At 58.3% G+C, this 15,354-nt stretch carries 19 protein-coding genes and 1 pseudogene; 7 read left to right on the plus strand and 13 right to left on the minus strand.

Annotated elements, in window-relative coordinates; all coding sequences use genetic code 11:
• Nucleotides 1–409: 409 nt before the first annotated feature.
• Nucleotides 410–1,177 carry a hypothetical protein gene (locus tag BHQ40_RS06265; protein ID WP_070154082.1) on the plus strand — a complete coding sequence of 256 codons (768 nt, stop codon included), beginning with the start codon at nucleotides 410–412 and terminating at the stop codon, nucleotides 1,175–1,177.
• An 88-nt stretch (nucleotides 1,178–1,265) separates the two neighbouring features.
• On the opposite strand, the gene BHQ40_RS26110 is transcribed toward BHQ40_RS06265, so the two are convergent.
• From BHQ40_RS26110 to BHQ40_RS06330, 13 genes and pseudogenes are all read right to left on the minus strand, one after another.
• On the minus strand, nucleotides 1,266–1,427 hold the full coding sequence (locus BHQ40_RS26110; RefSeq protein WP_171905781.1) for a hypothetical protein: 162 nt from the start codon (nucleotides 1,425–1,427) through the stop codon (nucleotides 1,266–1,268).
• Nucleotides 1,424–1,855 (minus strand): hypothetical protein, encoded by a 432-nt coding sequence (locus tag BHQ40_RS06270; protein WP_070154300.1) that lies wholly within the window; start codon nucleotides 1,853–1,855, stop codon nucleotides 1,424–1,426. The genes BHQ40_RS26110 and BHQ40_RS06270 overlap by 4 nt, the downstream gene beginning before the upstream one ends.
• Nucleotides 1,842–2,060, minus strand: coding sequence for a hypothetical protein (locus tag BHQ40_RS24955; protein ID WP_083276738.1), 219 nt, complete (start codon nucleotides 2,058–2,060; stop codon nucleotides 1,842–1,844). The genes BHQ40_RS06270 and BHQ40_RS24955 overlap by 14 nt, the downstream gene beginning before the upstream one ends.
• Nucleotides 2,057–2,698 carry a hypothetical protein gene (locus tag BHQ40_RS25600; protein ID WP_139139206.1) on the minus strand — a complete coding sequence of 214 codons (642 nt, stop codon included), beginning with the start codon at nucleotides 2,696–2,698 and terminating at the stop codon, nucleotides 2,057–2,059. Before BHQ40_RS25600 ends, BHQ40_RS24955 begins: the two co-directional genes overlap by 4 nt.
• Nucleotides 2,698–4,326, minus strand: a pseudogene (locus BHQ40_RS06280) (DUF927 domain-containing protein); the annotation flags it as partial. The gene BHQ40_RS25600 and the pseudogene BHQ40_RS06280, both read right to left, overlap by 1 nt.
• 154 nt (nucleotides 4,327–4,480) lie before the next feature.
• Entirely contained in the window at nucleotides 4,481–5,332 is an 852-nt protein-coding gene (locus BHQ40_RS06285) for a primase/helicase family protein (RefSeq protein ID WP_070154089.1), read from the minus strand.
• Nucleotides 5,329–5,790, minus strand: coding sequence for a hypothetical protein (locus BHQ40_RS06290; RefSeq protein ID WP_070154091.1), 462 nt, complete (start codon nucleotides 5,788–5,790; stop codon nucleotides 5,329–5,331). Before BHQ40_RS06290 ends, BHQ40_RS06285 begins: the two co-directional genes overlap by 4 nt.
• Entirely contained in the window at nucleotides 5,783–6,121 is a 339-nt protein-coding gene (locus BHQ40_RS06295; protein WP_070154093.1) for a hypothetical protein, read from the minus strand. Before BHQ40_RS06295 ends, BHQ40_RS06290 begins: the two co-directional genes overlap by 8 nt.
• On the minus strand, nucleotides 6,118–6,342 hold the full coding sequence (locus BHQ40_RS06300; protein ID WP_070154097.1) for a hypothetical protein: 225 nt from the start codon (nucleotides 6,340–6,342) through the stop codon (nucleotides 6,118–6,120). Before BHQ40_RS06300 ends, BHQ40_RS06295 begins: the two co-directional genes overlap by 4 nt.
• A 208-nt stretch (nucleotides 6,343–6,550) precedes the next feature.
• A complete protein-coding gene (locus tag BHQ40_RS06310; RefSeq protein ID WP_070154101.1) occupies nucleotides 6,551–6,775 on the minus strand; it encodes a helix-turn-helix domain-containing protein in 225 nt (74 codons plus the stop codon).
• Between the two features lie 77 nt (nucleotides 6,776–6,852).
• Complete coding sequence (locus BHQ40_RS06315) at nucleotides 6,853–7,539, minus strand: hypothetical protein (protein WP_070154103.1); 687 nt, start codon at nucleotides 7,537–7,539, stop codon at nucleotides 6,853–6,855.
• A complete protein-coding gene (locus BHQ40_RS06320; protein WP_070154106.1) occupies nucleotides 7,536–8,810 on the minus strand; it encodes a tyrosine-type recombinase/integrase in 1,275 nt (424 codons plus the stop codon). Before BHQ40_RS06320 ends, BHQ40_RS06315 begins: the two co-directional genes overlap by 4 nt.
• A 362-nt stretch (nucleotides 8,811–9,172) precedes the next feature.
• Entirely contained in the window at nucleotides 9,173–9,541 is a 369-nt protein-coding gene (locus BHQ40_RS06330; protein ID WP_171905782.1) for a nuclear transport factor 2 family protein, read from the minus strand.
• A gap of 354 nt (nucleotides 9,542–9,895) precedes the next feature.
• Between BHQ40_RS06330 and wrbA the strand changes: the two genes are divergently transcribed.
• From wrbA to BHQ40_RS06360, 6 genes are all read left to right on the plus strand, one after another.
• The gene (wrbA, locus tag BHQ40_RS06335; protein ID WP_070154110.1) at nucleotides 9,896–10,495 is read left to right on the plus strand and encodes an NAD(P)H:quinone oxidoreductase; all 600 of its coding nucleotides are present in this window, start codon (nucleotides 9,896–9,898) and stop codon (nucleotides 10,493–10,495) included.
• 28 nt (nucleotides 10,496–10,523) lie between these two features.
• A complete protein-coding gene (locus BHQ40_RS06340) occupies nucleotides 10,524–11,204 on the plus strand; it encodes a glutathione S-transferase family protein (RefSeq protein ID WP_070154112.1) in 681 nt (226 codons plus the stop codon).
• 147 nt (nucleotides 11,205–11,351) lie between these two features.
• Nucleotides 11,352–12,197: a fumarylacetoacetate hydrolase family protein gene (locus BHQ40_RS06345; RefSeq protein WP_171905783.1), complete on the plus strand. Its 846-nt coding sequence runs from the start codon at nucleotides 11,352–11,354 to the stop codon at nucleotides 12,195–12,197.
• A gap of 105 nt (nucleotides 12,198–12,302) precedes the next feature.
• Nucleotides 12,303–13,334: an amidohydrolase family protein gene (locus BHQ40_RS06350; protein ID WP_070154302.1), complete on the plus strand. Its 1,032-nt coding sequence runs from the start codon at nucleotides 12,303–12,305 to the stop codon at nucleotides 13,332–13,334.
• Nucleotides 13,335–13,352: 18 nt separating this feature from the next.
• Nucleotides 13,353–14,429, plus strand: coding sequence for a maleylacetate reductase (locus tag BHQ40_RS06355; RefSeq protein WP_070154116.1), 1,077 nt, complete (start codon nucleotides 13,353–13,355; stop codon nucleotides 14,427–14,429).
• Between the two features lie 10 nt (nucleotides 14,430–14,439).
• Nucleotides 14,440–15,336: an intradiol ring-cleavage dioxygenase gene (locus BHQ40_RS06360; protein WP_070154118.1), complete on the plus strand. Its 897-nt coding sequence runs from the start codon at nucleotides 14,440–14,442 to the stop codon at nucleotides 15,334–15,336.
• Nucleotides 15,337–15,354: the final 18 nt, after the last annotated feature.

Genomic DNA, 15,354 nt, shown 5'->3' on the forward strand with positions numbered 1-15,354 from the left:
CGCCAAAGATCATTCAGGATTCGATGGTTTGGCGGGATGGCAATCACGGTGATTACGCCGCATGCGATCTTCGAGTAATAGCACCAGAAGAACCCAGTTGGAGGTTGCGGTTCAGTATGACGGCACACGTACGCAAGCTGCCTCGTAAATGTTCTTTCATGCTTCTATTCGGGGAGCGCATTTACTCGCTCGACGTCAATCCCGGCAGGTTCCACAATAACAAGACGGGTAAGTCTGCCGTTGCGACCACTCATTGGTCCGGCTGGCCTTGCGATATTGCTGAACCTGATCCGAGAGATCAGATGCACGTTCAGTGGTTCAATGAGTTTTTAGGCAGGACCAACATATCTTTCTTTGGTAAATATGAACGGCCGCCATACACGGCCGAGCAGTTGGATTTTAATGTGTGATGATCGAGCGAGGATTAACAGCGGATATAATTAAGGCCTCAATTTGCGGCCTAACTGAGGCCGTCCATACTAATCAAGGTTTTGAGGTCACGCTCCCTCAGATGTACCACAACGGCCAAAGCGTGGTCGTCATGATCCGCCCAGATGATGGGGGCTTTATCGTTCACGACAATAGCTATGCTGCGATGCTGCTGAGCAATTTGGGTTTTGCTGTTGGCAAGAGGCTTGGCGACGCGCTTGCCCCGCAAGTCGCTTCTTACGGATGTGACCTGACCGAATTGCGGGTTTGGCGGCGTTGCGAAACGCTGGAAGACATTGGCGCAATTCTAGCTCTGGTCGGCTGCGCCTCGCGACTTATCGCTGATCAGGCTCTCAAGGCTGATCGTCCACCATTACATGACTTCAAGTCGTCCCTACTGAGCAAAGTGGTCTCAGCCGTGGGAGTGCAACGCGTGCGCACAAACGAGGAGGTCAGCGGCCACCTCGGCAGCAGGTATCGCGTGAGCACAGTCGTGCTCGATCGCGCTCAACATAAGCCCATTGCCTTTGTTGAGCCGATAACAGATCGCGACGCGATCGCTCGAAGGTTCAAGCAATTCTATGACCTATCTCTAAATCCCAATTATGAGCAGATAGAACGGATAGCGGTTTATGATGAGGCCACGCCGATGCCGAGTGGGGATGCCCTTTTAATCGAGGAAGTGGGCAACCTTGTCCGCTTCGCGGACACCACGCAGCGCTTCCGCTCCTGGGCTACTGTTCAATAATTGGCGATGAAGGGCGGAACTTGGGTTCGGCCGCGAGTAAGCCGCACGCAGGCGCACCTTATCTTGCCTGTATTTTACGGTCCGATGCCTATCCCCGCATTTCATCCAGCACCTTGCGCAGAGCAGGATGAGGCTTGCGGACATCAAGGGCAGGAGCATCAATCCGGTCGAGAACTTCGCCAAGGGCCAGATAGGGACTGCGATCCCCTTCAAGATGGGCGATGCGGCGCTTATGGGTCATTTGGGTCATTTTCCTGATCTTTCCTCCAATGTAGTTAACCGGGCTTCATGGTCGCCGGTCTCGACAAGGCGGCGATGGCTTTCCAGCAGCGACATCACTCTTGCACCTTCGTCCGGGCTGACCTCACCAGCGGCCACGGCAGCGAGCAATGCCGCCGAAGCACCCAATGCGTCCTGCGCGGTAGTGATAGGCGGCAAGTCGAAGGTGATGGGCGCATCCTTGCGGGGAGGCGCTATGCGCTCCAGGCACAACCGTAGCGCAGGCACATCGCCTTCCAACGCCTTGTCGATGGCCTTGCGGGTCAGCTTTTCATGCTCACCTTCCAACAATGCTTCGATTGCTAGTGTCGTCCGGTGTCGCGCTCCTGGCGTTTTGCCGCCCAACTTATTTCCCTGAGCAAAGGTGCCGTCCGTTTTTCGACCGTTATTTTTCGGCATTTCGTTCCCCTTGTTCCGCTTCAACAGCCGCAGAAATTTCCGCGATCCACCGATCGGCTTCAGCCTGTTCCTCGGGCGTCAGCACTGGACGCGGACCCGGTCCAATCGCGTTTCTCAAAAATTCCAACGTGGCTTGTCGCCTCTTTTCAGCATCATCGTCGCCAGACTGCTGCTCCAACTTATTTAACCGTGCTCCGATATTCATGATTTACCCTCCAACTCCCAAACCGGCACCAAACCCCTGATCCACCCACGGGAACAGCGGCCAATTTCACCATTTCGATATTCGAACATCGCCATATCCACGCCGACCGACAGCAGCTTCCGCCCCTCCAGCCGCCAAGCCAATCCACCGACGATCGATCCCGACGCGCCAGCCGGATCAACCCCAAACAAATCCTCAGCCGTCCAGCCATCCGCCGCAGCCTGTTCTCCGATGTCGTTGAAGATCAGCACGCAGTCCGCCACTAAATGATCCCAGCGCCGCCAATGGAAACCGCCGCGCGGCTTCTCCGGATCGAGGGAGGCAACGCCTTCGCGCCAGGCAAGCTGGACAGCGCGATTTCCCACATCATGTTTTTGAGGTGAAACAGGTGAAACGGGTGCAACATCAAGGTTTTCTGCGGGTTTCCGCGTTGCACTGGCCAAGGTGTCAAGGTGCAACGGGTGCAACATTTCCGCCCCGTCTGTTGCACCTGTATCACCTGGTAAAATCTGAGGTGTTACAGAATTTCCTTTTGCTTTCCGCGCTGTATCACCTGTTTCACCTGTTTCACCGGAATTTGCAGTAACTCCGGCAATGAGGTGGGCGGTAAGGTCGAAGCTGGCGGCTTCCATCTTCATCACTCACCTCCGAAGATAGCTGGCAGGATGTGGTAGACCCTCGTGTTGCCAATGCCAGGGCAGCGCTGCATGACAGAGAATTTGCCATTGGCTTCCCGGAGCATCCCCTTGGACGCCAGGACACGGGCAACGCGAGTAGCGTCGATCCCAGCGCAGACTTCGGACCGCCACACCTCTGGCAGAATAAAGTGCTCACGCAGGCTGTCATCATCGCTCCGCCAGAAACCTGCCCGGTTCTGGATACGAAGATCGGAGTTGATGTCCCGGTCCATCGCTTCGAACCGGCTGGCCCCATGTAGTTCGAGGAAAGCCCGGACCTTGGCGATGGCGTCCGCATCTTCAGCAGCACCCACACCGCCGCGACCTGCGAGCCATGTCTTGAGCACCGCTTCTGCCGCCCGCCCGGCGTCGCCCTCTGACCAAGGCAGAATGCCTAGATGCGTTGCAAGCTCACCCGCAGCGGCGATTACGCCGAGCCTTCTGGCGGCGCGCTGGACCTGCCCATTGGCATCGGCAGGGACATGGGCATCGGCGAACGCTTTTACCGTCGCTTTAAGTGCGCGGGCATAATGCTCCCGGTTCTCGCAGACCATCTCGACGAATTTGGGACCGGCCATGCCATAGGCCGTCGCGGCCCCTTCCTTGATCCGCTGCGACAGGACGCCACCGCTTGGAGCGTCATGCAGCGTGTCGAACAAGCCAAGCCCGACGCCCGCATCCGCCTCGATATCGAGGATGCGGATTTCCTGACCGGCAGCACTGCGCTTGCCAACGCGTCCATCCCGCCCAGCCAGGTCGGCCAAGCTGATTTCGCCCGACGACAGGAAGAACGCCCGCCAGCGCGCAGCCGCCCGCGCAGCGCCAGATCGACCAGCACGGGCCTTGCCGACGCCATTGGCCAACATATATGCCACGCTTCCGGCCTCTTTCGGATCGAGCTGGGCCAGTTCATCCAGGCAAAGGAGCGTTTCACTATGCTGACAGGCCACACCCTCCAGGCCATTGGCGGTTGCGCGCCACTGCCGGACATAGGACGGCGCACCCCATACCGAGGCCGCTGCGAACAGCGCCGTGGACTTGCCGATAGATGACGGCCCACGGAGATTGATGCCGCCGCCTTCTTCGCCGATCAGATCGAGCAGGGGGCCGACAAAAGCGGACGCGATGGCGACCGCGATCCGGCTGTTCCCCGCGCCATAACGAGCAACGCGCTGCTGCCAATCCTCCAGCGTGCCGATCTGGCGATAAGGGTGATCCTGCTGCGCTGGACCCTGATAGATGACCCGTTGGGATGGCGTGTCGCCGATCGTGATGTCCGGTAGCACGAATGCGCCTTCAGCCCAACCAACGCTATCGACGGCCATTGCGCGGGTATCGATGGAGACTGTCGCCAGAAGATCGAGCAGCTTGGACTTAGACTTGGCGCTGGTGCCGAGACGGCAGCCACGATCGAGTAGGCTTGCGCGGATTTCGCTGCCGTCCCCGGCCAACATGGATTTGTGCATCGCCCAGCGGTACTCCCGGTCATCCTGATCCCGCCAGGACATCAGCACGCCCCAAGCCGATCCGCGATCGTCGCGGGTCTGAGCAAGGAAGTCGATATGTGAGCAGACCCAGAGCGGCGGATTATCGTCGTCGCCGGAGGTAAAAAACTGCCTTCCCGCTTATACGAGAACCCCCACGGCGACTTAGGTTCAGGCGGTGCGCCGTTGATCGCGTCGCGGATTGCGGCATCGCTGCGGCCATCTGCGAAATCAACGCCGATTACGTTATTCGCTTCCATCACATGTCCTCCCTGGGCGGGAGCGCGACACGACCGCCAACCGCCTGAGCGGCGGCGCGGGCGTCTTCCAGACCCACGTTGCGTTTAATTGTTGGGTGATCGACCAGATGCGCATCATCGTCGGCGAAGATCACCAGATCGCAGTCAGGATATCCAGCCGCGATGGCCATTGCCGTCACCATGAGATTGCCAGCAGAGAAGGCAACCGCGAACGCATGGCCGGTTGCCCGATGCGCCGCCGCGCAGGTCGCGTAGCCTTCGCCGATCATCACGACTGCATCGACGGGGCCGACCAGACAAAACAGCCCATTTTGCCGACCGTCCTTGGCAAAGCGCTTGGCACCATCCGGCCATATGGTCTGGATATTCCAGAGCGTGCCGTCCGCACCGAACATCGGCACAAGCAAACGGTTGCCCTCTTGCTTCAAGCCCCATCCGGATATTCTCTTTTTCACCAGGTAGGGATGCTGATGATCTACCGCTCCAGCACGATCCCAGCGTTCTCGGCACCGCTCTGCGGCCTCTTGCTGAGCCTTCAGCTTTGCAGCCTCGCGTTCCGCCTTTTGCTTCCGATATTCCGTAGCCCGACGCTTGCGCTCGATCGGCGATAGCGGTTCAGACTTCTCAGCCCGCCATGTCTCGCTGACCTGCAAACGGTAGTTGCCAAACGCGCCTGCTGGTCGGCCGTCCGTATGGAGCACTGCCCAGCCGTTGCGCTTTCCTGCCCGGTCCCCTTCGCAGGAGAACCGGATCAGGTCAGAACCAAGCCGATCAGCCATAGGTTCGGCAGGTCGCATACCTGCCGCTTCCATCGCGGAAAGGAAGGAAGGGATGATGTCCGTCGCCATCATGGTCGGGCCTCCTTCACGAGCGCCCGCAGCAGCGGTCGATCCGGCGCAAGCTTGTGGATCAGGCTGGACCAGGCTTCTTCCTGTTCCGGCCGCGTCTCGACCAGCATGACGTTCTGGCGCAGAAGGACGGCGCTGGAAGCTACGCAGGCATAGACGGCTGGGAGCGGCTCGCAGCTCACAACGGCGAAGGCATGACAGTCACGGACTACCCGACGCATCGAGGCGAAGTTGAAAGCCTTCGGCCCCAATGCCCGGTCGGTATCATCGCCGACGATTACGATGGCGGGCCGATCGCCCGGCAGGCGGAACGGCTTCTTCGTTTGACCGACCGTCAGCATACCGCATCCATAATTGCGGACCGCCTCAATCATCGGCCGCAAGAATAGCGGGGCTGCTTCGAAGGCCTCGTCAAGACGAGCGCGTGACGCCGGGGCATGGGTGAAGAAGGCGCTATCCATTGCCCACCTCCACCTTCTGCGGGGCAAACTGCGGCAGCACCCACACCGCAGCTTGCCGACCCGACGCATTCTTCCGGCGTCTGGTGCTGTCCGCGATCTCTTTCCTCGCACGCAGGCCGGATATGCGCGGCCGGGCGGCATAGTGATTGGGCAAGCCGATCTTGTCGGCGACCTCGTCGCTGGTTGCGCCCCACCATCCAGCGTCACGGATGACGCGCAAGGCGCGTGCCTCGATGCTGGCTGCACTCTCCGCCATTGATTCTGCGGCGCGCCGGGCAGTGTCGGGTGAACCCCGACGAAAACCGGGATTGTTGGGATAACCGCCGTTCATGAGCGGCCTCCCTTCGCCAGATCGGTGACGGAATTATTCTCAAGCGCGTGATCGACTATCCGCCAGCCACGCGTCATGCGAATGCCGCCAGCCCAGCCACGGGCGTTGCGATAACTGTCAAAATCGCCGTCTAGGTCTTCACCTTCAATCGGGGGATCGATCCGGACGGTGAAGCCGGAGCCATTTGAGGTCAGGATGATCTTGTGGTCTGGATCAGACATGCGCGCCTCCCCAGATCAGGTTGGAAAGCAGCTTTGCGCGTTGCCCGGTAACGCCATGCCTCGTGCTCAGCAGTTGAATGCGAAGCCGGTCTGCGCTATCTTCGATGACGTTGCTGATGCTGAATTTCGGAGAGGGTCGCCCTGCCAGGCGGCCTTTTCCATTTCCGGTGCTATCGGCGCACCGAACCGTTGCTGTCGCCATGATCAATCACGCCGCGACCGGATATTCAGGAAGGGACGCCAGGAACGCGGTCAAATCTTCCCGGAGGATGATCGTGCGCTTCCCCAGTTTCTTGGCTTTCAAGCGACCTTCACGCATTGCGATATACAGCGCAGAGCGCGACACCGCGCCATTACCTGCCTCCACCGCCGCAGGCACTGTGTAAGCAAGGGCGGTCTCGTCAGCCGCCAATCCTTGTTTAGTCACAACCATTGTTGTCCTCCGTTGTATTGCAACGACCAGAAACAACAGCGGACAATCGGTAAAAACGGACCTTTACCGATAGTTGGTTAGCTTGGCGGATTTAAGAGCTTCATCCAGGGGTGAGAGATAATTTCGTGCGCCAGCGCCTTTGCGCGCGCCTGGGAAAGCGGCCAGGTAGCTTCACCCCAAAATTCGGGATTGCTCCGGAACCTCATGTAGTGGCCCGTTAATTCTTGATCGTCAGTTTCGGAGCGCCAGTTTGCCACAGTAGAGGCGGGGAAATTGGTTCGTGACTTCTTCCCGCGATAACCCTCGCGATAGAGCAATTCCGCCACATATTGGTAAGGCTTAGGGACGCTCGACTCTTTCAGGATGACGGCGGCTGCAAGCACATAGAGCTTAAATTCTCTTTCAGCGGATGTGGCAGGCGCGCCGCTTCCTACGCCGTCATCGCTTGCAATGAGCGGATGAACCCGACCAAGGCGAAGTCCTTTCAACGCATGTCGCAGCGTCTCCAAATCCTCAATCCCCTTTCCGCGCTTTAACAGCGGATGCTGCATAAAAGATTTCACGACGACACCGAGAACTGCGGCCGCTCGATCTCTTGCGTCATTGTTTTGAGGCTTTGAGTAATATCTCCGCGTGCTTTGAAGCATATCAAGGATGTCATCGGCCCACGCGTCGGGATCAAACACCGGCTTGATATCGCCCTCGTCTAACGCCAGTCGATCGACAGTCCGCTTTCTCCGAGCGCGTCGCGGCGCGTCGGTCACGCGCTCGCCTCGGCTATTCTTTCAACATTCGATTTTTCGACGATCCCAAGTCCCGCTGCATTGGCGCGAACCGTATCCGCAACATAGCTGGGCGACAGGTGGGCATAGTGACGCCGGGTGATGCGCTCGTCCTTATGGCCCAGCGCTTCCGCGATCACGGCCATCGGCGTGGCCCGCAGAGCCAGTCGCGCACCATACGTCCGCCGTAAATCATGAAAAGAAGCCGGTGGCGAAACCTTTCCCGCCTTACAAGCCTCATTCATGCGCCGAATTTGCTGCGCATCGTTCCACCGCGCACCGGTCGGGCCAGGGAATATCAGGGCGTTACCGTCCTTCCCTGCCATTTGCTGTTTGAATAGCTCGCCCCCTTCAGCTTCCAGATAACAGACGCGGGGCACATCACCCTTGGTTTCCTGAAGCCACGCTGTTGCGGTTGAAAGATCAACATCAACGCAGCGCAGCCGCCGCAACTCACCCCAGCGCGCACCAGTTAGAAGCGATGCCTGAACGATCTTCCGGAAAACCCCTTCCGCTCCATTCACTACCCGCCGCGCCTCGTCATCCGTTAGGTAACGAAGCTTCGCCCGATCGGCACCCTTGAATGGCTTCACCTTCCGCCACGCTGCATCAGACGCCACATGGCCCTCGTTAAAGGCGAGATTGAGCGCCGCCTTCAAAACGGTCATGTCTCGGTTTGCAGTGGACCGACGCTTGCGCTTGGCATCGTCAGTCTCAAGCGGGCGATACTGCTGCTCCTTCCCCTTCCCTGTCCGCAGACGCGCTGGTGCGTTGGCTCGGTCGGTCAGGAACTTCTTGATCTGTGCGCTGGTCAGCTTCGACAGGTGGACATGGCCCAAAATCGGCCGGATCAGCTTGTCCGCCCGCCTCTTGGTGTTGACCTTATCCTTGCCGGTGAAGGCGTTCAGATAATCATCCAGCGCGTCGCCTACCGTATAATTGGCGGTGACCTTCTCGACACCAGTCTTACCCGTCAGCCACTTCCGAGCGTGATCCTGCGCTTGCCCATAGTTCAGCACGTCTACGTCATCGGCATCGGAGTAATCATCCGGTTCGCCAAGCGTGCCCTTCTCATATCCACCGGCCCGGCCAGGCGGACGATAACGCACCACCCACTTGGCGAGCTTCTTCCCACGATAATAGCCCAGGTGAAAGCCTTCAGAGATGAGCACCCAATAGGGTTCCGCACGCACCGGCAGCTTCAGCCTGGCAGTGCGGTTTTCCAGCCGATGATCGCGGACAGAGCGGGGCATGATATTCCTTCGGTAATGCGTCGGTAATATACATGCCGGGACACCTATAGACAATAGAAGACAGAATATGGCAGAAAAGCTGAGGTTTCAAAGTCCCGCGATGTCCCGATATGTGCCGGTATCTGCCCTCTCACGGCTGAAACACGGGTTCGATTCCCGTAGGGGTCACCAAAACAGCGCTTACCGCGGCAATTCCACGCAATAGCCCGATCTTCGCCGGGCATGTCATGGCAGCGTCCTCCCCGTCATAATGGGAAGTGCTTCGCCTTTTTGATTTCGCCAAGGCTCAGGGCGTCAGATGCAGTGAGGAAGGCGATGCGGCGCGGGCTGCCCATTCCTTCCCGTGCCGCATCGGCCGCAGATCACTCCGCAAAAAGCGGGTTTATGTCGATATATATCCAGAGACGATCGAATTTGCCGCTGGCGTTACGCCGGATATGGCTCGCCACTGGCATTGAGACAGTTTTGCCGTCCTTTCTGGTGTAGGTGACAATACTCATCTGCGCGCCATTATCGCCTTTCACCACCAGTTCTTCGGCGCGATGGCTCATGCCGGAGAGATTGGCCCAGAAGTCGGCAAAGGATTTTTCCACAGCGGACCAGCCGATAACGGGCGGCATGTTCGCGATCCGCAGGTCGATGTCCTGGGCGAACCAACTCATCAACAAAGGCAGATCAAGCTTGTCTGCATCGCGAAAAAAATCGGTCATCCACTGACCTTCCGCATCCAATATGACGCTGCTCTCCGACATAAATAGGCTCCTGTTTTCAGTTAAAATTGATCGGCAGGATAACAGCGCCGCTCAGCCGCCACCGCCCAGGCTCCGCAGCCCGGACTGAAAAAATCCATTCTCCCGCCTTCTGCCAAAACCGACCACATCATGTTAGTGCATACTCTTTTGTTGCGTCCACCCACTTTATTGATAAACGCCTTACACATCCTATTTTTCGGGATTATCCACGAGATTCATCACCATTCTTCGAGGATATCCTTCAAAATCGATTTCCGTCAATATGTATACAGATGTTGACAAATGAGCACCGTCAATAATAGTGCGTACACTTATTCAACGAAGGTGAGAGAGATGCCCAAGCTGCTGATTCTATATTATTCCTCCTTTGGGCATGTTGAGATGATGGCGCACACCATTGCGGAGGGTGTCATATCAGCGGGTGCCGAAGCTGATGTTCGCCGCGTGGCGGAAACAGTGCCGGCCGAGGTGGCAAAGGCCATGCATTTCAAACTTGAGCAGACAGCCCCGCTTGCCGATCCGGCGGATCTGGCCGGATATGACGGCATAATCATGGGCGCACCGACACGATTTGGGCGCATGCCGACCCAGATGACGGCGTTCTGGGATCAAACTGGCCCGCTCTGGATGCAGGGCGCGCTGGTCGGGAAAGTGGGAGCGGCCTTCACGGCAACGGCCAGCCAGCATGGCGGCCAGGAAACCACGCTCTTTTCCATGCTGACCAATATGATGCATCACGGCATGGTGCTGGCTGGCCTTCCTTCGACGTTCCAGGGTCAGATGGGGGTCGATGAAATCCGTGGCGGCTCGCCCTATGGCCCGACCACAGTAACGGCCGGCGATGGATCGCGCCTCCCCAGCCCTTCTGAATTGGACGGCGCCCGGTTTCTCGGCGCGCATGTCGCCCGCATAGCGGCGAAACTTGCAGCTTGATCAGCCACCGCCAGCAAGGTGCATTGCGATGATCGACCTCTATTATCACTTCGGGCCCAATCCGACGAAAATCGTCCTCTTTCTTGAGGAGGCGGGACTTCCTTACAAATTGGTCCCCGTCGATACATTCAAGGGCGACCAGTTCACGCCGGAATTCACCCGGCTCAATCCAAACAACAAGGTGCCGGTCATAGTGGATGACGGCATTGTCGTTTTCGACAGCAGCGCTATCCTTATCCATCTGGGCGAAAAATCCGGCCAATTCTACCCGGTAGGAACCGCAGAAGAACGCGCCGAATTGCGCTCCTGGCTGATGTTCGCGGCGACCGGCCTCGGCCCTTATTGCGGTCAGGCAGTCCATTTTCGCCATTTCGCGCCAGAGCCAAAGGACTATGCGGTCAACCGTTACATGTTCGAAGCGCGGCGGCATTACGCCATTCTCGACGACCGGCTGAGTGAACGGGAATGGATCGTCAACGGCCAATATTCCATTGTCGATATGGCGGTCTGGGGCTGGACCCGGAATATCGATTTCATCCTGGGCGCTGACGCACGGCAGGAATATCCGTCGCTCATGGCGTTCGTTGACAGGATATCCGAACGCCCGGCGGGAAGGGTTGCGGCGAGCCTGCGCGACAGCGGCGTATTCAAACAGTCCTACGATCAGGAAGCCCATGACCACATGTACCGCCATGGCGGCACGCAATGATGATGAGGGCGCCGCGGAACGGAACTTCAGCATGCACTTAAATGACAACCCAATGGGACAAGGCGGGGAATAGAAATGACGGAATTATACCGTTTGGCGGTGGTAAGCGGCGCGGCCGGGAAAGAAGCGATGGTCGAACATGGTGGTATGTTGCTGCCGATCGACACCTTGCTTGATGGAAAAATTGGAAACAGCACCGGCCGCCCTGTGGATGACCTTGCCCCGGTTCTCGACCACTGGTCAGGATGGAACGCAAAAATCGCCGCGAAGGTTGAAGCTGGAAAGTCTCTATTTTTGGAAAAGGGCATCCCGGTTCATAGCGCGAAATTTGCTTCGCCTCTCGCCAATCCCGGCAAAATTGTCTGTATCGGTTCAAATTTTCACGATCATATCGCCGAAATGGCGATCCCGATGACGCCCTCTTACCCCTACAGTTTCTTGAAACCCGTAAATAATACGGTTCGCGGCAATGGAGATCCCGTGGCGGTGCCGCGGCGGTCGCAGATGATGGATTGGGAGGCTGAGCTGGGCGTGGTCATTGGCAAGCGTTGCGCCAATGTCAGCGCAGCCGACGCGCTCAATATGGTCGCAGGCTATCTCAATTTTAACGACCTGTCCTGCCGCGACTGGTTGGCGACACGGCCGCCAGTGGGCATCGATTGGGTGCAGCATAAGGCATTTGACGGCTTTGCGCCTATGGGGCCTTTCCTGGTTCCGGCGCAGTTCGTGACCGATCCCCAGAATATACCGATGCGCCTTACAGTAAACGGGATCACCAAACAGGATTCAAATACCGCGCAAATGGTGTTCGGCGTTGCCGAAATCATCGAACATCTCAGTTCGATCATGACCCTGATGCCGGGAGACGTCATCGCGACCGGAACTCCGGCGGGTGTAGGCCATGGCGCAAAGCCGCCGCAATATCTGAAAGCCGGAGACATTGTGGAGTTGGAGATAGGCTCTCTGGGCAAGCTGGTGACGCCAATAGTCTGACGTGTGCGATGAGGCCGTTTCGCGCCCACCCCTGTCGCAATGTCGCGGAAATATAGCTCGATATCGACGGCTGCGCTCATCGGCGAACATGTTTGGGAGTATGATATGCAAGGCAAAATAGCCCTGGAAGAACATTTCGCCATTCCAGAAACGCTTCAGGATTCGGCTGGTTTTGTACCGGACGACTATTGGACGGAATTGTCGGCGCGCATTCTGGATATCCAGGATCGCCGTCTGCGGGAAATGGATGAAAACGGCATCGAAATGATGCTGCTCTCGCTCAACGCTCCCGCTGTGCAGGCCATATCCGATCCCGCCAAAGCCATAGAGATTGCGCAGCGCGCCAACGACTATCTGGCGGAGGAAATCGCCAAGCGGCCGGACCGATTCCAGGGGTTCGCCGCCCTCCCTCTGCAGGACCCCGATGCCGCGTCGCAGGAGGTGATACGCTGCGTCAAGGAACTGGGTTTCCGGGGAGCGCTCGTAAACGGTTTCTCCCAGTCCGGGGATGGCGACCAGACCCTATATTATGATCTGCCCATGTATCGCTCCTTCTGGGCAGAGGTCGAAAAGCTGGACGTCCCCTTCTATCTGCATCCGCGCAATCCCCTGCCTCAAAATGCCCAAATCTATGCTGGCCATGAATGGTTGCTTGGGCCGACATGGGCATTTGGGCAGGAAACCGCTGTGCACGCGCTGCGCCTGATGGGTTCCGGCCTATTCGACGAGCATCCCGGCCTTACGATCATCGTTGGTCACATGGGAGAAGGATTGCCCATATCCATGTGGCGGATCGATCATCGGAACGCATGGGTTAAAATGCCCAAGAAGCACCCGGCCAAGCAGCCCATATCCTATTATTTCCACAATAATTTCTACATCACGACCTCCGGTAATTTCCGGACGCAATCGCTGGTGGATGCGATGATGGAGATAGGATCGGATCGCATCCTGTTCTCTGCGGACTGGCCTTTCGAAAATGTCGACCATGCCGCCAACTGGTTCGACAACGCCACCATCAGCGAAAGCGACCGGTTGAAGATCGGCAGGGCCAACGCCAACCGGCTGTTCCAGCTTGGCCTGGACGAAGGCAAGACAATGGCGGCGACACCGCCCAATCCTTCCAATGTGGATTAAAGGGTAGCGTCGAAAGATATGCTTTTCTCCCCAGGCCAATCCTTCACCTACACCGCCAATCCGGGCCGCGTGATTTTCGGGCATGGCACGATTGCCCAATTGCCCGATGAAATAGAGCGGCTCGGCCTGAAACGGATGCTGGTGCTATCCACGCCCTTCCAGCGGAGCGAGGCAGAAAAGCTAGCGCAGCGCATCGGCGATAAAGCCGCAGACATATTCGCTGGCGCTGTCATGCATACGCCGGTGAATGTCACACAGGACGCCGTGGCGGTCGTGAATGCGCTGGGCGCTGATGGCGTCGTCGCCATCGGCGGAGGATCGACCACCGGCTTGGGTAAGGCTATCGCTCTTCGCACCGGACTGCCCCAGATCGTGGTGCCGACCACCTATGCCGGATCGGAGATGACGCCCATCCTGGGCGAGACGTCTGACGGCACAAAGACCACCCGATCCGACCCGGCGATATTGCCCGAAGTGGTGATCTACGATGTGGATCTTACTCTCGGACTGCCGCCAATGCTTTCGGGCACGAGCGGCATCAACGCGATCGCCCATGCCGTGGAAGCGCTATATGCGCGGGACCGCAATCCCGTGATTTCCTTGATGGCGCTGGAAGGCATCTCCGCCTTGTCAGGGGCGCTGCCAACCATCAACCACAACCCTTCGGATAGGGACGCGCGCGCTGCCGCGCTTTATGGCGCATGGCTGTGCGGCATCTGCCTCGGTGCGGTCGGCATGGCGCTGCATCACAAGCTCTGCCATGTGATCGGCGGCACATTCGACCTGCCGCATGCAGAAACCCACACGATCATCCTGCCACATGCGCTTGCCTATAATGCGCCTGCAATTCCAGAAGCCTGGCAGCAGCTCCAATCCGTTCTCGGCGACGATCCGGCGCTTGCCCTCCACCAACTGGCGCGGAAGGTCGGTGCGCCGCACGGCCTGGGGGCCATCGGCATGCCGGAAGAGGGCATAGACGAGGCGACCGGCCGGGCATTCGCCAATCCTTATTGGAACCCCCGCCCCCTCGAAGAAAATCCCATACGCCAACTGATAGCGCGCGCCTGGCAAGGCGCTCCGCCCGCCAAGGATTGAGAGAAGCGAAATGACCGACATTTCCTGGTTCGAGGAAGATCGCTCTGCGGAGATCGTAAGCAGTCGCACTGGCCCCGCCGCCAATCCTCGCCTTCGTGAAGTAGTCAATACCCTGGTCCGCCATATGCACGCAGCAGTCAGGGAAGCGAAGGTTACGCCGGAAGAATGGATGACGGGCATCCAGTTCCTCACCGACACCGGCCATATGTGCAATGAATGGCGGCAGGAGTTCATCCTGCTGTCGGATGTATTGGGCGTGTCGATGCTGGTGGATGCTATCAATCATCATCGCCCCAACGGATCGACCGAGAATACTGTGCTCGGCCCATTCCATGTCGCCAATGCGCCCGAATATCCGTTGGGCGCGAATATCTGCCTGGACGGAAAAGGAGAGCCGCTATTGGTGCGCGGCCGTGTGACCGATACGGAGGGGCGGCCCATTGCCGGCGTCACGCTGGATGTGTGGCAGGCCAATGAGGACGGCTTTTACGACGTGCAGCAGAAGGGCATCCAACCCGACTTCAACCTGCGCGGCATATTCAGGACAGATGCTGACGGTTATTACTGGTTCCGGTCGGTCAAACCGCGCTGGTATCCCATTCCGGACGACGGGCCGGTGGGCAAGATGCTGACGGCCCTTGATCGCCACCCGAACCGTGCGGCGCATCTGCACTTCATCGTGGAGGCTGCAGGCTATGACAGGTTGGTAACCCACATATTCACACCCGACTGCCCTTATCTGCCCGGAGATGCGGTTTTTGGCGTAAAGCAGTCCCTTATCGCCGATTTTGAATTGGTCGATGAACCGGGGGAAGCTGCAAAGCTGGGCTTCTCCAGCCCCTATTGGTCAGTCCAATGGGATTTCACGCTTGCGCGCGAAGGCCAGCTCCGTCCTGCGGATATCTGATCCCCTCCCCCGCCCAAC

This window comes from Sphingobium phenoxybenzoativorans (assembly GCF_001757355.1).
Taxonomy (GTDB): domain Bacteria; phylum Pseudomonadota; class Alphaproteobacteria; order Sphingomonadales; family Sphingomonadaceae; genus Sphingobium; species Sphingobium phenoxybenzoativorans.

Excerpts from the sequence above, each read along its gene's own strand:
- BHQ40_RS06300 (WP_070154097.1), bottom strand. The coding sequence starts at position 6,342 with ATGTCTGATCCAGACCACAAGATCATCCTGACCTCAAATGGCTCCGGC.
- wrbA (WP_070154110.1), top strand. The coding sequence starts at position 9,896 with ATGCCCAAGCTGCTGATTCTATATTATTCCTCCTTTGGGCATGTTGAG.
- BHQ40_RS06355 (WP_070154116.1), top strand. The coding sequence starts at position 13,353 with ATGCTTTTCTCCCCAGGCCAATCCTTCACCTACACCGCCAATCCGGGC.
- BHQ40_RS06265 (WP_070154082.1), top strand. The coding sequence starts at position 410 with ATGATCGAGCGAGGATTAACAGCGGATATAATTAAGGCCTCAATTTGC.
- BHQ40_RS06290 (WP_070154091.1), bottom strand. The coding sequence starts at position 5,790 with ATGGATAGCGCCTTCTTCACCCATGCCCCGGCGTCACGCGCTCGTCTT.
- BHQ40_RS06345 (WP_171905783.1), top strand. The coding sequence starts at position 11,352 with ATGTTGCTGCCGATCGACACCTTGCTTGATGGAAAAATTGGAAACAGC.
- BHQ40_RS06285 (WP_070154089.1), bottom strand. The coding sequence starts at position 5,332 with ATGATGGCGACGGACATCATCCCTTCCTTCCTTTCCGCGATGGAAGCG.
- BHQ40_RS06350 (WP_070154302.1), top strand. The coding sequence starts at position 12,303 with ATGCAAGGCAAAATAGCCCTGGAAGAACATTTCGCCATTCCAGAAACG.
- BHQ40_RS06310 (WP_070154101.1), bottom strand. The coding sequence starts at position 6,775 with ATGGTTGTGACTAAACAAGGATTGGCGGCTGACGAGACCGCCCTTGCT.
- BHQ40_RS24955 (WP_083276738.1), bottom strand. The coding sequence starts at position 2,060 with ATGAATATCGGAGCACGGTTAAATAAGTTGGAGCAGCAGTCTGGCGAC.
- BHQ40_RS06320 (WP_070154106.1), bottom strand. The coding sequence starts at position 8,810 with ATGCCCCGCTCTGTCCGCGATCATCGGCTGGAAAACCGCACTGCCAGG.
- BHQ40_RS25600 (WP_139139206.1), bottom strand. The coding sequence starts at position 2,698 with ATGAAGATGGAAGCCGCCAGCTTCGACCTTACCGCCCACCTCATTGCC.
- BHQ40_RS26110 (WP_171905781.1), bottom strand. The coding sequence starts at position 1,427 with ATGACCCAAATGACCCATAAGCGCCGCATCGCCCATCTTGAAGGGGAT.
- BHQ40_RS06270 (WP_070154300.1), bottom strand. The coding sequence starts at position 1,855 with ATGCCGAAAAATAACGGTCGAAAAACGGACGGCACCTTTGCTCAGGGA.
- BHQ40_RS06295 (WP_070154093.1), bottom strand. The coding sequence starts at position 6,121 with ATGAACGGCGGTTATCCCAACAATCCCGGTTTTCGTCGGGGTTCACCC.
- BHQ40_RS06360 (WP_070154118.1), top strand. The coding sequence starts at position 14,440 with ATGACCGACATTTCCTGGTTCGAGGAAGATCGCTCTGCGGAGATCGTA.
- BHQ40_RS06340 (WP_070154112.1), top strand. The coding sequence starts at position 10,524 with ATGATCGACCTCTATTATCACTTCGGGCCCAATCCGACGAAAATCGTC.